12 protein-coding genes are annotated in these 15,202 nt (G+C 64.3%); 1 reads left to right on the top strand and 11 read right to left on the bottom strand.

Features of this window, described 5'->3' with window-relative positions; genetic code table 11:
- Positions 1-5: 5 nt before the first annotated feature.
- Positions 6-2,147, bottom strand: coding sequence for a hybrid sensor histidine kinase/response regulator (locus B2V21_RS08465; protein ID WP_286916587.1), 2,142 nt, complete (start codon positions 2,145-2,147; stop codon positions 6-8).
- Positions 2,148-2,233: 86 nt separating this feature from the next.
- Between B2V21_RS08465 and B2V21_RS08470 the strand changes: the two genes are divergently transcribed.
- The gene (locus B2V21_RS08470) at positions 2,234-3,397 is read left to right on the top strand and encodes a PilT/PilU family type 4a pilus ATPase (RefSeq protein ID WP_049859379.1); all 1,164 of its coding nucleotides are present in this window, start codon (positions 2,234-2,236) and stop codon (positions 3,395-3,397) included.
- A 909-nt stretch (positions 3,398-4,306) separates the two neighbouring features.
- Here B2V21_RS08470 and B2V21_RS08475 read toward each other — a convergent pair.
- The 10 genes from B2V21_RS08475 to B2V21_RS08520 form a co-directional block, all read right to left on the bottom strand.
- On the bottom strand, positions 4,307-5,101 hold the full coding sequence (locus tag B2V21_RS08475) for an endonuclease/exonuclease/phosphatase family protein (RefSeq protein WP_376787063.1): 795 nt from the start codon (positions 5,099-5,101) through the stop codon (positions 4,307-4,309).
- Positions 5,102-5,171: 70 nt separating this feature from the next.
- Entirely contained in the window at positions 5,172-5,942 is a 771-nt protein-coding gene (locus B2V21_RS08480) for a 3-hydroxybutyrate dehydrogenase (RefSeq protein WP_056842907.1), read from the bottom strand.
- A gap of 39 nt (positions 5,943-5,981) precedes the next feature.
- Positions 5,982-7,559, bottom strand: a complete 1,578-nt coding sequence (locus tag B2V21_RS08485) for an ABC transporter ATP-binding protein (protein ID WP_286916589.1) — start codon at positions 7,557-7,559, stop codon at positions 5,982-5,984.
- Between the two features lie 143 nt (positions 7,560-7,702).
- Positions 7,703-8,725: an ABC transporter permease gene (locus B2V21_RS08490; protein ID WP_049859808.1), complete on the bottom strand. Its 1,023-nt coding sequence runs from the start codon at positions 8,723-8,725 to the stop codon at positions 7,703-7,705.
- Positions 8,722-9,783 carry a microcin C ABC transporter permease YejB gene (locus B2V21_RS08495; RefSeq protein ID WP_282349408.1) on the bottom strand — a complete coding sequence of 354 codons (1,062 nt, stop codon included), beginning with the start codon at positions 9,781-9,783 and terminating at the stop codon, positions 8,722-8,724. The genes B2V21_RS08490 and B2V21_RS08495 overlap by 4 nt, the downstream gene beginning before the upstream one ends.
- A complete protein-coding gene (locus B2V21_RS08500) occupies positions 9,783-11,630 on the bottom strand; it encodes an extracellular solute-binding protein (protein ID WP_286916590.1) in 1,848 nt (615 codons plus the stop codon). The genes B2V21_RS08495 and B2V21_RS08500 overlap by 1 nt, the downstream gene beginning before the upstream one ends.
- A gap of 118 nt (positions 11,631-11,748) precedes the next feature.
- Complete coding sequence (locus tag B2V21_RS08505) at positions 11,749-12,030, bottom strand: peptidylprolyl isomerase (protein WP_043189047.1); 282 nt, start codon at positions 12,028-12,030, stop codon at positions 11,749-11,751.
- Between the two features lie 88 nt (positions 12,031-12,118).
- A complete protein-coding gene (gene guaD / locus B2V21_RS08510) occupies positions 12,119-13,426 on the bottom strand; it encodes a guanine deaminase (RefSeq protein ID WP_286916591.1) in 1,308 nt (435 codons plus the stop codon).
- On the bottom strand, positions 13,423-14,289 hold the full coding sequence (xdhC, locus tag B2V21_RS08515; RefSeq protein WP_286916592.1) for a xanthine dehydrogenase accessory protein XdhC: 867 nt from the start codon (positions 14,287-14,289) through the stop codon (positions 13,423-13,425). Before xdhC ends, guaD begins: the two co-directional genes overlap by 4 nt.
- On the bottom strand, positions 14,282-15,202 hold a 921-nt coding region (locus B2V21_RS08520), incomplete at its 5' end, for a molybdopterin cofactor-binding domain-containing protein (protein ID WP_286916593.1). The genes B2V21_RS08520 and xdhC, both read right to left, overlap by 8 nt.

Below are 15,202 nucleotides of genomic sequence, written 5' to 3' on the forward strand. Positions count from 1 at the left end.
GCAAATCAGGACAGGTTGATCATGTCGCGGATCTTGCTGCCCAGTCGTTCGATGGAAAACGGTTTGGTGATCATGTCCATGCCCTCGGCCAGGAACCCGTAACGCTCGGCGGCCTTTTCCGCGTAGCCGGTGATGAACAGCACCTTCAGTCCAGGCCGCTGCTGGCGCGCAATCTCGGCCAATTGCCGGCCGTTGAGGCCCGGCAGACCCACGTCGGTGACCAGCAGGTCGATGTGCAGGCCTGCTTCGATCAGCGCCAATGCGGCGCTGGCGTCGGCCGCCGAATGCGCGGCATAGCCCAGTTCGTCCAGCACATCCAGCACCAGCATGCGCACCGCCGGATCGTCTTCGACCACCAGCACGCTTTCCCCGGCCTGGGCCATCGGTGCCACGGCTGGAGTGCGCTGCTCGGCGGTGTCGCCGAACGGTTCGCTGTGGCGCGGCAGATAGAGGCGCACACAGGTGCCCTCGCCAGGCCGGCTCTGCAACGTTACCTGGCCGCCCGATTGCTGGGCGAAGCCATAGATCATCGACAGCCCCAAGCCGGTACCTTGGCCGATGGGTTTGGTGGTGAAGAAGGGGTCGAACGCCTTGGCCAGTATCGGTGCACTCATGCCACTGCCATTGTCGCTGACCCGGAACATGACATAGGCGCCCGGCTTGACCGGTTCCAGGGTCGCGCCTTCCGGCGTGGCATCCAGTTCGCAGTTGGCGGTCTCGATGGTCAGCACGCCGCTCTCGGGCATGGCGTCGCGGGCGTTGATGACCAGATTGAGCAGGGCGTTTTCCAGTTGGCTGGCATCGGTGTTTACCGGCCACACGTCCTCGGCCAATTGCAGGCGCAATTGCAGGTGCTCGCCCAAGGTGCGGCTGAACAGCTCTTCGAGCGAGTGCACCAGCTCGTTGGGCGCCAAGCGCTTGCGGTCCAGCGACTGGCGTCGCGAAAACGCCAGTAGCCGGTGGGTCAGGCCCGCCGCGCGATGCGCCGAACTGATCGCCGCCTCGCTGAAGCGCTTGATCTCGCTGCTGCGCCCGGCGTCGATGTAGCGCTGCATCAGGTCCAGGCTGCCGATGATGCCGGTGAGCATGTTGTTGAAATCGTGGGCGATACCGCCGGTCAACTGGCCGAGCGCTTCCATCTTCTGCGCGTGGCGCAACGCCTCTTCGGCGCGTTCGCGCTCCTGCATTTCGTTTTGCAGCCGCAGGTTGACCTCGGCCAGGGCCTGGGTACGCTCGCTGACGCGGGTTTCCAGATGTTCGTTGAGCTCGCGCAGGGCCTGCTCGACCTGACGGCGATTCTGCACGTCCTCGGTCATGCCGAACCACTGCCGGATCATGCCATCGGCATCGCGCTGGGGCAGTGCGCGGGCATGCATCCAGTGATAGCTGCCGTCGGCCATGCGCAAGCGGTACTCGGCGTCGTAGGGGCGGCCGGTGCTCACTGCCAGTTGCCAGGTGTCCAGGGTCGGCAGGTGGTCATCCGGGTGCATCAGCTGCGCCCAGTCTTCATCCGCCTGCAGGCCGCGGATGCCAGTCAGTTGTCGCCAGCGCTCGGTTTGGCTCTTGCCGTCGGTCCGGCCATTGGCCTCGGCCGTCCAGTGCACGGCGGGTGACAGCTCGATGGCCATGCGAAAATGCGCTTCCCTGTCGCGCAGATCCTGCTCGGCGCGACGGCCCAACGCACTGACTTCACGCCGCTCGTTGGCCTCGATGGCGGTCACCAGAATGCCGGCCACCCGCTCGTTTTCGTCACGGATCGGGCTGTAGGTGAGGTCCAGCCAGACCTGTTCGGAATCGCCCTCGCGTGGCAGATTGAAGTCCTTTTCGCTGAAGGTGCGCACCTCACCCTGCAACACGGCGGCGTAGATCGGGTCGGTGAATGCCTTGAGTTCCGGCCAGATGCTGTCCACCGGCTGGCCGAGGGCGCGCGGGTGGTTGCTGCCCACCAGCAGCGCGAAGGCGTCGTTGTACAGCTGGCACAGCTGCGTGCCCCACAGCAGCAGCATCGGCATGGGCGAGTGTGTGACGATGTCCACAGCGGTGCGCAGGCTCTGCGGCCAGGCATCGGGGGCGGGCAGGGGACTGTCGGCCCAGTCCATGCTTGCGATCAATGTCGCGACCTTGCCGCCCACAGGTGAGGCATTCATTGCGTTATCCTTTGATTTACCGCGGCTGCAGATGCAGCCAAGCTATAGCGTACTTACTATCGACGGCCTTCGCAGGACCCCAGCACATGGAAATTCAAGCATTGCTCAAGCTCCTGGCCAGTCAGGACGGCTCCGACCTCTACCTGTCCACCGGTGCGCCGCCCTGTGCCAAGTTCAACGGCGTGCTCAAACCCTTGAGCGCCGAGGCGTTGAAGCCCGGCGACATCGCCGAGATCGCGGCCGGCATCATGGACGCCGAGCAGCGTATCGATTTCGAGCGCGAGCTGGAAATGAATCTGGCGCTGTCGATCCACGGGGTAGGGCGCTTTCGCGTCAACATCTTCAAGCAGCGCAACGAAGTGTCCATTGTCGCACGCAACATCAAGCTCGACATTCCCAGCTTCGAAGACCTCAAGCTGCCGCGCAAGCTGCTCGACGTGATCATGGAAAAACGCGGCCTGGTGCTGTTCGTCGGCGCCACAGGGTCGGGCAAGTCGACGTCGCTGGCAGCGTTGATCGACTACCGCAACCGCAACAGCAGCGGGCATATCATCACCATCGAGGACCCGGTGGAATTCATCCACCGGCACAAGAAATCGATCATCAACCAGCGCGAGGTGGGGGTCGATACGCGCAGCTTCCAGGCGGCCTTGAAGAATACCCTGCGCCAGGCGCCGGACGTTATTCTGATCGGCGAGATCCGCGATCGTGAAACCATGGAGCATGCGCTGGCGTTCGCCGACACCGGTCACCTGGCCATATCCACTCTGCACGCCAACAACGCCAACCAAGCGCTGGATCGCATCATCAACTTCTTCCCCGAAGACCGCCGCCCGCAGTTGCTCAACGACCTGGGCAACAACCTGCAGGCGTTCGTTTCGCAGCGGCTGGTGCGCACCACCGACGGAAAGCGCCGCGCGGCGGTGGAAGTGATGCTGGGCACCCCGACCATCCGCGACTTCATTCACCGCAACGAGTTTTCCGAGCTCAAGGGCATCATGGAGAAATCCGTGAACCTGGGCATGCAGACGTTCGACCATGCGCTCTACGAACTGGCCGTGGAAGGGGCGATCAGTGAAGAAGAAGCGTTGAAGAACGCTGATTCGGTGAACAACCTGCGCCTGCGCTTGAAACTGCAAGGCGAAGAAGGCGTGCAACACACCACCGCACCAGCCCCACCCACACCAGCCCCCGACCGCAAAAGCGCAGATTGGGGCCTGGTGGCAGATGACCCAGAAACCCCGCACTGACTCACCACCGCCCGCATTATCTCAGATACACCGCAGACGCTGTTGATGAAACGCGGTCCTTGTAGCAACGGTGCAAGCCGCGTCCGGGCACACCGCGTTCACCCAGGCACACCGCGTATGCCGCCGACGCAGCTCGCGCAGCTGCTACAGGAAATACGCAAGGCCACGGTGTTCCAGATGCACCGCAGACGCTCTTGATCGAACGCGGACCCCTGTAGCAGCGGCGCAAGCCGCGTCCGGGTCCACCGCGTTCATCCAGGCACACGGCGTATGCCGCCGACGCAGCTTGCACAGCTGCTACAGGAAATACGCAAGGCCACGGTGTTCCAGATGCACCACAGACGCTGTTGATCGAACGCGGTCCCCTGTAGCAGCGGCGCAAGCCGCGTCCGGGTCCACCGCGTTCATCCAGCCACACCGCGTACGCCGCCGACGCAGCTTGCGCAGCTGCTACAGGAAATACGCAAGGCCACGGTGTTCCAGATGCACCGCAGACGCTGTTGATCGAACGCGGACCCCTGTAGCAGCGGCGCAAGCCGCGTCTGGGCACACCGCGTTCATCCAAGCACACCGCGTATGCCGCCGGCGCAGCTTACGCAGGTGCTACAGGAAATACCCAAGGCCACGGTATTCCAGATGCACCGCAGACGCTGTTGATCGAACGCGGTCCCCTGTAGCAGCGGTGCAAGCCGCGTCCGGGCACACCGCGTTCATCCAGGCACACCGCGTATGCCGCCGACGCAGCTTGCGCAGCTGCTTTAGGAAATACGCAAGGCCTCAGTGTTCCAGATGCACCACAGACGCTGTTGATGGAACGCGGTCCCCTGTAGCAGCGGTGCAAGCCGCGTCCGGGTCCACCGCGTTCATCCAGGCACACCGCGTACGCCGCCGACGCAGCTCGCGCAGCTGCTACATGTGGATTTCCACTGCCAGGGGCAAATGGTCCGATAGGTGCGTCCACGGCTTGTTGCCCAAGATGATCGGCCCATGACTGGTCGCGTTTCTGACGTAAATCCGGTCCAGGCGCAGCAGCGGGAAGCGTGCCGGGTAGGTCTTGGCCAGCTGCCCGTTGTGCCGCTCGAACGCTTCGTGCAGGTCCTGGCGCTTGGCCAGCGTCGCGTTGCCGCGCAACTGCCAGTCGTTGAAATCCCCGGCGATGATCACTGGCGCATCTTCAGGCAATGAATCGAGCAGTTGACCCAACAGCTTCAATTGCAGCTGCCGATGACTTTCCAGCAATGACAGGTGCACGCAGATCGCATGCACCTCATCATGCCCAGGCACCTGCAGAACGCAGTGCAGCAAGCCGCGGCGCTCGGGCCCGGTGATCGAGATGTCGAGGTTGGTGTAACGCAGGATCGGGTACTTGGACAGCACCGCATTGCCATGATGGCCGTCCGGATACACCGCGTTGCGCCCGTAGGCGAAATCACTCCACATGCTGTCGGCGAGAAACTCGTACTGCGACATCTGTGGCCAGTTGGAGAACTTCGACGCATGGCCATCGTGGCCGCCCAGCACTTCCTGCAGGAACACCAGATCGGCGCTGGTGCTGCGCACCGCCTCGCGCAACTCGGGCAGGATGAAACGGCGGTTGAAGGCGGTGAAACCCTTGTGTGTGTTCACCGTCAGCACCCGCAGGCGATGCACTTCACGAGGCTGGTCCGGCGTTTGCGAGCCGAGGGGGTCGCTGGGGGGAGCGATGGTCACAGAAGCTCCTTGCACATGAGAATGTCCTTACTCCGACTTTGCCGGCACTGTGCGGTTCCCCGCCTCATTGCGCGAGCCAGCCACCGTCGATGTTCCAGGCCGCGCCACGCACCTGGCTACCGGCTTCGCTGCACAGGAACAGGACCAACTCGCCCAGATGCTCGGGGGTGACGAATTCCAGCGACGGCTGCTTTTCAGCCAGCAGTTCGCGCTGGGCGGCCGCCGGGTCACCGCCCTTGGCCGCGCGGTCGTCGATCTGCTTCTGCACCAGTGGGGTCAGGACAAAGCCGGGACAGATGGCATTGCAAGTAATCTGCGTGGTGGCCGTTTCCAGGCCCACCACCTTGGTCAGACCGATCACCCCATGTTTGGCCGCCACATACGCCGACTTGCCGACCGACCCGACCTGACCATGCACCGAGGCGATATTGACGATCCGCCCCCAGCCTTTGTCGCGCATGCCCGGCAGCGCCAGACGAATGCCGTGAAACACCGAAGACAGGTTGATCGCGATGATCGCGTCCCAGCGCTCCACCGGGAAGGCCTCGACCGCTTCCACGTGCTGGATGCCGGCGTTGTTGACCAGAATGTCGACACCGCCAAGGCTCGCTCGGACGTACTCGAACAGCTCGGCCAATTGCGCTGGATCGCTGACATCAGCGCCATGGTGCGCAACCTGAGTGCCGTGCCGGCGGACTTCGGCCAGGGCCGCCGTCGGGTCGCCGAAGCCGTTGAGCACGACGTTCGCGCCGTGGGCGGCCAGCACCGAGGCAATGCCCAGGCCGATGCCGCTGGTGGAACCGGTAACCAAAGCCGTCTTGCCGTGGAGTGCCATGTGCAGTGTCCTTATGGTTGTTATGCACGCTATACCAGGCTACACCATCGCTGCCTGCAGCAGTTCCTGGGTGTAGGGGTGCCGTGGGTCGCTGAACAGCCGATCGGTGGGGCCATGCTCCACCACCTTGCCATCCTTGACCACGATCACATCATGGGCCAGCGCCCGCACCACCGCCAGGTCGTGGCTGATGAACAGATAGGTCAGGCCATGGCGCTCCTGCAACTGCTGCAGCAGCTGCACCACCTGCTTCTGCACCGTGCGGTCGAGGGCCGAGGTCGGTTCGTCCAGCAGCATCAAGGCCGGGCGCAGTACCAGCGCGCGGGCGATGGCGATGCGCTGACGCTGGCCGCCGGAGAACTCGTGGGGGTAGCGGTGCCGCGCCTCGGGGTCCAAGCCCACCTCGCGCAGCACCTGGATCACCTGTTCATCGCACGCGCGGGCGTTGGCGCCGCTGTGCACTTCCAGACCTTCACTGATGATCTGCGCCACCGACATGCGCGGGCTGAGGCTGCCGAACGGATCCTGAAACACCACTTGCATCTGCTTGCGCCACGGCCGCATCTGCTTCTGATCCAGGCCATCGAGCGCCTGGCCCTGGAAACGAATACCCCCTTGCGAATCGACCAGGCGCAGGATCGCCTGACCCAGCGTCGACTTGCCCGAGCCGGACTCGCCGACGATGCCCAGGGTCTTGCCTTGCTGCACGCTCAGGCTGATGCCATCCACCGCCTTGACGAACTCGCGTGGCTTGCGGAACAGCCCGCCGTTCAACGGGTACCACACCTTCAACTGCTCGACCTGCAACAGCTCGGGCCGAGCCTGGTGGGACAGCGCCACACCAGCGGGTTCGGCATCCAGCAGCAGTTGGCTGTAGGGGTGTTGCGGTGCGCTGAACAGCTGTTCACAAGGCGCCTGCTCGACGATTTCCCCGGCGCGCATCACGCACACGTGCTGGGCGATGCTGCGCACCAGATTGAGGTCGTGGCTGATCAACAGCAGCGACATGCCCAGGCGCTCCTGCAACGACTTGAGCAGCAGCAGGATGCGCCGCTGCACCGTGACGTCGAGTGCGGTGGTGGGCTCATCGGCGATCAGCAACTGCGGCTCGCAGGCCAGTGCCATGGCGATCATCACGCGCTGGCGCTGGCCACCGGACAATTGGTGCGGGTAGGCCTTCAACCGCTTGTGCGGCTCCTGGATGCCCACCATCTGCAGCAACTCCAGAATGCGCGCCTCGGCCTGCTTGCCGCCCATGCCCTTGTGCACCAGCAGGGTTTCACCGATCTGCTTCTGCACCGTGTGCAAAGGGTTCAGCGAGGTCATGGGCTCCTGAAAGATCATGGCGATGCGATCGCCGCGCATGCGGCGTAAGGTCGCCGCATCGGCGCCCAGCAGTTCCTGACCCTGATAGCGGACACTGCCGCTGCTCTGGCAGCCGCTCACTGGCAGCAGTTGCAGGATGGAGTGGGCGGTCACCGACTTGCCCGAACCCGACTCGCCGACCAGCGCCACGCACTGGCCGGCAGGAATGTCGAAACCGACATCCTTGACCACTGTTTGGCCATTGAAGGCCACGGTGAGGTGGCGGATTTCGATGAGGTTTTCAGCTGTCATGGGCAGTGGCCTTGTGGGGTGACAGTAACGGCCTCTTCGCGGGCAGAGGGCTCGGCCGCCCGCCCCGCTCCCACAGATTCAGCTCCCACCACGCCCTTGTGGGAGCGGGCTCTGCCCGCGAAGGGCGCCCTGCCGATCTCAACTCAAGCACGCGGATCAAACGCATCGCGCAGCCCCTCTCCAATGAACACCAGCAGCGACAGTATCAGCGCTAGCGTGAAAAACGCCGTGAAGCCCAGCCACGGCGCCTGCAGGTTCTGCTTCCCCTGCGCGATCAACTCGCCCAGCGAAGCACTGCCGGCCGGCATGCCGAAGCCCAGGAAATCCAGCGCCGTGAGGGTCGAGATCGCCCCGGTCAGAATGAACGGCAGAAAGCTCAAGGTCGCGTTCATGGCATTGGGCAGGATGTGCCGCAGGATGATCTTGCGGTCCGACAAACCCAGCGCCCGTGCGGCCTTCACGTATTCCAGATTGCGCCCGCGCAGGAACTCGGCGCGCACCACGTCCACCAGCGCCAGCCAGGAAAACAGCGCCATGATGCCCAGCAGCCACCAGAAATTGGGCTCCACGAACCCGGAGAGAATGATCAGCAGGTAAAGCACCGGCAGCCCCGACCAGACTTCCAGCAGGCGCTGGCCGAACAAATCCACCCAACCCCCGTAGTAGCCCTGCAACGCTCCAGCAGCGATGCCGATCAGCGAGCTGATCAAGGTCAGCGCCAAGGCAAACAGAATCGACACCCGCGCACCGAAGATCACCCGTGCCAGCACGTCGCGGGACTGATCGTCGGTCCCCAGCCAGTTGGTCGTCGACGGTGGGCTGGGGGCAGGCTGGGTCAGGTCGTAGTTGGGCGTGTCGGCGCTGAACGGGATCGGCGGAAACAGCATCCAGCCGCCACGCGAGGCGATCAGCTGGCGCACGTAGTCACTGCGGTAGTCGGCCTGGAACGGCAACTGCCCGCCGAACTCCTGCTCGGTGTGGCGCTTGAACACCGGGAAGTACAGCTCGCCGTCGTACTTGAGCACCAGCGGCTTGTCATTGGCGACCAGTTCGCCGCCCAGGGTCAGGGCAAACAGGGCCAGGAACAGCCACAGCGACCACCAGCCACGGCGGTTCTGCTTGAAACGGTCCAGGCGACGGCGGGCCAGGGGCGACAGACGCATCAGGCATTCCTCGCGCTGAAGTCGATGCGTGGATCGACCAGGGTGTAGCACAGGTCGCCGATCAGTTTGATCAGCAGCCCCAGCAGGGTAAAGATGAACAGCGAGCCGAACACCACCGGATAGTCCCGCGACACGGCCGCTTCATAGCTCAACCGACCAAGCCCGTCGAGGGAGAAGATCACCTCGATCAGCAACGATCCGGCGAAGAACACGCTGATGAACGCCTGCGGCAGACCGGCCACCACCAATAGCATGGCATTGCGAAACACATGGCCGTACAGCACCCGTCGCTCGCTCAGGCCCTTGGCCCGCGCCGTCACCACGTACTGCCGGGTGATCTCGTTGAGAAACGAGTTCTTGGTGAGGATGGTCAGGGTGGCGAAACCGCCGATCACCAGCGAGGTCACCGGCAACACCAGGTGCCAGAAGTAGTCGGCGATCTTGCCCAGCAGGCTCAGCTCGGCGAAGTTGTCCGAGACCAGCCCCCGCACCGGAAACCAGTTCAACGAGGTGCCGCCGGCGAACACCACGATCAGCAGCATGGCGAACAGAAATGCCGGCATGGCGTAGCCGATGATGATCAGGCTGCTGCTCCACACATCGAAGCGGCTGCCGTGGTGCACCGCCTTGCGGATGCCCAGCGGAATCGACACCAGGTAGGTGATCAGCGTCGCCCAGAACCCCAGCGAGAGGGTCACCGGCATCTTGTCCAGAATCAGGTCGGTGACCTTGGCACCACGAAAGAAACTGCTGCCGAAATCCAGCACCGCATAGCTCTTGATCATCAGCCACAGGCGTTCATGGGCCGGTTTGTCGAAACCGTACTGGCGCTCGATGTCCTTGATCAGCTTGGGGTCCAGGCCACGGCTGGCGCGCGAACCGCCTTGCAAGGTGTCGCCGCCACCGCCGGTGACGCTGCCGCCGCCCACACCCTGCAAGCGCGCGATGGCCTGTTCCACCGGGCCGCCCGGCGCAGCCTGGACGATGACGAAGTTGACCAGCAGGATCGCCAGCAGGGTCGGCACGATCAGCAAGAGGCGACGTAATGTGTAACCCAGCATCAGTGAGTCTTCCCTGTCAGGCGGTCACGCATCTGTTCGGTGGTCAGCGCCGTGGGGCTGACCTCCCACCAGGTTTCGATCGCCGGGTCATTGGGCGCCGGGGAGGCGGGCATGCCGAAGCGGTTCCACCACACCGTCGAGGTGCCCGGCGGGTAGTAATTGGGCACCCAGTAGTAGTTCCACTGCAGCACCCGGTCCAGGGCGTGGGCGTAGTCGCGCATCTGCGTCTGCGTGCTGGCCGCGCCCAGGCCGTTGATCAGCGCGTCCACGGCCGGGTCCTTGAGCACCATCAGGTTGTTGGAACCCGGGTCGGTGGCCACGCTGGAACCGAAGAAACCATACAGCTCGATACCCGGCGTCGGGGTCACCGGATAGCCGGTGATGATCATGTCGTAGTCGCGGGCCATCAGCCGGTTGACGTATTGCGACGAATCGATGCGGCGGATCTCCATGGTGATGCCGATCTGCGCCAGGTTGCGCTTCCACGGCAGCAGCAGGCGCTCCAGGCCGTTCTGGGTGTTGAGGAAGGTGAAGCTCAGCGGTTTGCCTTCGGCATTCACCAAACGGTCGCCGTCGGCATGCCAACCGGCCAGCTGGAGCAGCCGCAGCGCCTGCAACTGCTTGTCGCGGATCAGCCCGGAACCGTCGCTGACCGGGGCATGAAACACCTGGGTGAACACTTCATCCGGCACCTGGCCGCGCAGTTTGTCCAGAATTTTCAGTTCGCCGTCGCTTGGCAGTTCCCGAGCGGCCAGCGGGCTGTTGGAGAAGAAACTCTGCTGGCGGATGTACATGCCGCGCATCATCTGCCGATTGCTCCATTCGAAATCCCAGAGCATGGCCAGCGCCTGGCGCACGCGTCGGTCCTGAAACACCGGCCGTTGCAGGTTGAACACGAAGCCCTGGGCCGGTTGCAGGCCCTGCTTGGCCAGGTGCGCGCGCTGCAGGCGGCCATCGTCGAGCGCCGGGCCGTTGTAGCCGATGGTGTAGGCCGTCGCCGAGAATTCGCGGTTGTAGTCGTAACCGCCGCCGCGCAGCACTTGGCGCGCGACGTCGGTATCGCCGAAATACTCGATGCTGAAATGGTCGAAGTTGTACATGCCGCGCGCTTCGGGCAGGTCCTTGCCCCACCAGTCGGGATTGCGCTTGAAGGTGATGCTGCGGCCGTTGTCGATCTTTTCGATCGAGTAAGGCCCGCTGCCCAAGGGCGCCTCGAAACCGCCGCCGTTGGCGAAGTCGCGTGTCTTCCACCAATGCTCGGGCAGCACCGGCAGGGTGGCCAGGTCCAGCGGGAGGGTACGGCTTTCGGCATTCTTGAAATTGAAGCGAACCTGTCGCGGACCCTCGACCTGCACATTGGCGACGTTGGCGAACTGAGTCCGATAGCCCAGGCTGCCTTCGCGCATCAGCAGCTCGAAGGTGTAGCGCACGTCCTCGGCGGTGATCGGCTGACCGTCGGCAAACACGGCCTTGGGGTTGAGGTAGAAGCGCAGCCACAGGCCGTCATCGCCGCGCTCCATGCGCTCGGCCACCAAACCGTAGACGGTGTAGGGCTCGTCCAGCGAGCGCACGGCCAGGGGCGAGTAGAGCAGGCCGTCGACCTGGCTGACACCGATGCCCTTGTCGATGTACGGCAGGATATGGTCGTACTGGCCGATCTCGATAGCCGAACGGCGCAGGCTGCCGCCCTTGGGCGCGTCGGGGTTCACGTAGTCGAAATGCTGGAAATCGGCGGGGTAGCGCGGTGCTTCGCCGTAGACGGTCAGCGCATGCTGCGCTGCGGCCTGGGCGTTGGCCGCCGTGGTGAACAGGGCACAAAGAACGAAAGAGAGGAAAACTGCGCGCATTGTCTGCCTGGGTCGAAAAGCGAAGGGTGCAGCCTAACATCATGGCCCGGTGGTATTGCAAACGCAGAACGGCCCGCGATAGACGGGCCGTTCGGGTGTAACGCAGACCGCGGACGAATCAGTCCTGACGGCTGGTGACTTCCAGCAGGTGGTAACCGAACTGGGTCTTCACTGGGCCTTGCACGACGTTGATCGGCGCGCTGAACACGACGGTGTCGAATTCCTTGACCATCTGGCCTGGACCGAACGAACCCAGGTCGCCGCCTTGACGGCTGGATGGGCAGGTGGAATTGGCCTTGGCGATTTCCGCGAAATCGGCGCCGCCTTCGATCTGGGCCTTGAGGTCGTTGCACTTGGCTTCGTCGGCAACCAGGATGTGGCGGGCAGTGGCTTTAGCCATGATGATTCTCCTTTCTGAAAAAGTGGGCAGGGTACCCGATTGAGGGGCGGTTTTCCTGCAAAAGTTCCATACGAATCTGTACGCCGGGTCAGTCGCGGTTGTGCACCCGACGGCCAGCGGCGTAGGTCTGCAAGACCGCGCGGTCGTCGCCCAGGGTCATCAGTACGAACAGTACTTCTTCGAAGGTCTTGGCTTGCGCGATGCGGTAGCTGAGCAACGGCGTGGCATGGTAGTCGAGCACCACGAAGTCGGCATCGGTGCCCGGCTGCAGCGTGCCGACGCGGTCCTCCAGGCGCAGCGCGCGGGCGCCGCCCAGGGTCGCCAGGTACAGTGACTTGAACGGATTGAGCTTCTCACCCTGCAACTGCATGACCTTGTAGGCCTCGTTCAGGGTATGCAACAGCGAGAAGCTGGTGCCAGCGCCGACGTCGGTGCCCAGGCCGACGTTGACCTTGAAGCGCTCGGCCTGGGGCAGGTTGAACAGGCCGCTGCCCAGGAACAGGTTGGAGGTGGGGCAGAAGGCGATGGCCGAGCCGGTTTCGGCCAGGCGCGCGCACTCCGCGTCGCACAGGTGCACACCGTGGGCCAGCACCGAGCGCTCCCCGAGCAACTTGTAGTGGTCGTACACGTCCAGGTAGTTGCTGCGCTCGGGGAACAGCGCCTTGACCCATTCGATTTCCTGGAGGTTCTCGCTCAGGTGGGTCTGCAGGTAGACGTCCGGGTACTCGCGTAGCAGTTGCCCGGCCAGGGTCAGCTGGGCCTCGCTGCTGGTGGGCGCGAAGCGCGGCGTCACCGCGTAGTGCAGGCGGCCCTTGCCGTGCCAGCGTTCGATCAGCGCCTTGCTCTGGGCGTAGCTGCTCTGAGCGGTGTCGGTCAGGTAGTCCGGCGCATTGCGATCCATCATCACCTTGCCGGCGATCAGGCGCAGGTCCAGGGCCTGGGCGGCCTCGAACAGGGCGTCGACCGATTCGGGGTGGACGCTGCCGAACACCAGCGCGGTGGTGGTGCCGTTGCGCAGCAGTTCCTTGAGGAAGATCTGGGCGACACCGTCGGCATGTGCCTTGTTGGCGAACTGGCCTTCACAGGGGAAGGTGTACTCGTTCAGCCAGTCCAGCAGTTGCTCGCCATAGGAGCCGACCATGCCGGTCTGGGGGAAGTGGATGTGGGTGTCGATGAAGCCGGGAGTGATCAAGGCATCGGGGTGATGGGTCACCTCGACGTCGTCCGACAGCGTCGGCAGCACCTCGCTGGCGGCGCCCAACGCACTGATCCGCCCGTCCTCGACCACCAGCACGCCATCGGCGAAGTATTCGTAGGAGGCCTGGACACCGACCAGGGCAGGGTCGTCGAGGCTGTGCAGGATCGCGGCGCGATAGGCTTTGCGGGTAAGGCTCATGGTGCATCTCTCAAGGGAACGGGGCTGCGGCGCGAGCGCGGCAGCAGTTGGGCGACCCCCGGCGAGCTGGCTGTCCCCGGCTCGGCGCGGGCGCCAAAGTGCGCATTGTAGGTGGCGATGATCTCGGCGGCGATGGAAACGGCGATTTCCATGGGCAGCTTGCCCTTCACCGCTGCCAGGCCCATGGGGCAGCGCATGCGCTGCACCACTGCGGGCGCGATGCCGCGGTCGCGCAGGCGGTGCTCGAATCGCGCGCGCTTGGTGGCGGAGCCGATCAGGCCGAACCAGGTGAAGTCGTTGCGCTCCAGGATGGCTCGGGTCAGTTCCAGATCCAGCGAGTGGTCATGGGTCATGACGATGCAATAGCTGCCCACCGGCAGGCTCGCAACTTCGTCCACCGGCTCGTCGGTGATCACCTGGCAGACACCGTCGGGCAGGCTGGCCGGAAACTCCTCGGGGCGCGAGTCGACCCAGCGCACCCGGCACGGCAGGCTTGCCAGCAGCGGCACCAGCGCACGGCCGACATGGCCGGCACCGAACACCACCACCTGCGCCTGGGTTTGCGCCACCGGCTCGAACAGCAGCACCGTGGCACCGCCACAGCATTGCCCCAGGCTGGCGCCCAGACTGAAACGCTCCAGGCGTGTGGCGCGGGTGCCTTCGGCCAGCATTTCGCGGGCGATGTGCAGCGCCTTGTATTCCAGGTGACCGCCGCCAATGGTGTCGAACAGCGCCGTGGCGCTGACCACCATCTTTGCCCCGGCGTTGCGCGGCGTGGAGCCTTTCTCTTCGATGATGGTCACCAGCACGCAGGCTTCGCCACGCGCCTGGTGTTCGGCCAGGGCACCGATCCAGTCAGTCATGAGACACGCTCCCCGACGCCGTCTGGCGCATCTGCTCGCAGCCCCACAGAACCCGTTCCGGCGTGGCCGGCGCATCGATGCTGGGTTGCAGCCGGTAGTCACCCAGGCTTGCCACGGCATCCTTGATTGCGCACCAGGCAGCGATACCCAGCATGAACGGCGGCTCGCCCACGGCTTTGGAATGGAACACGGTGTCTTCCGGGTTCTTGCGGTTTTCCACCAGCTGCACGCGCAGGTCCTGGGGCATGTCGGCCACCGCCGGAATCTTGTACGACGCCGGGCCGCTGGTCAGCAGCTTGCCCTGATCGCTCCACACCAGCTCCTCGCAGGTCAGCCAGCCCACGCCCTGGAGGAAACCGCCTTCCACCTGACCCAGGTCGATGGCCGGGTTCAGCGAGGCGCCAACGTCGTGGAGGATGTCGGTGCGCAGCAGCTTGTACTCGCCGGTCAGGGTGTCGATCAGCACTTCGCAGCAGGCCGCGCCATAGGCGAAATAGTAGAACGGCCGGCCACGGGCCAGGCTGCGGTCGTAATGAATCTTCGGCGTCTTGTAGTAGCCGGTGCTGGACAGCGACACCTGGCCCATCCACGCCTGCTGCACCAGGCTCTGGAACGTCAGCAACTGGTCGCGCACGCGCACGTGGCCGTTGCTGAATGCCACGTCTTCTTCACTGACCCGGTAGTGCCGCGCGGCGAACTCGACCAGCCGCTGCTTGAGAATCAGCGCCGCGTTCTGCGCCGCCTTGCCGTTCAGGTCGGCACCGCTGGACGCCGCAGTGGGCGACGTGTTGGGCACCTTGTCGGTGTTGGTGGCGGTGATCTGGATACGCGCGATGTCGACCTGGAACACTTCGGCCACCACCTGCGCGACCTTGACGTTCAGGCCCTGGCCCATCTCGGTGCCGCCGTGGTT

Origin of the sequence: Pseudomonas sp. UBA6276 (assembly GCF_002438365.1) — a bacterium.
Taxonomy (GTDB): Bacteria; Pseudomonadota; Gammaproteobacteria; order Pseudomonadales; family Pseudomonadaceae; genus Aquipseudomonas; species Aquipseudomonas coleopterorum.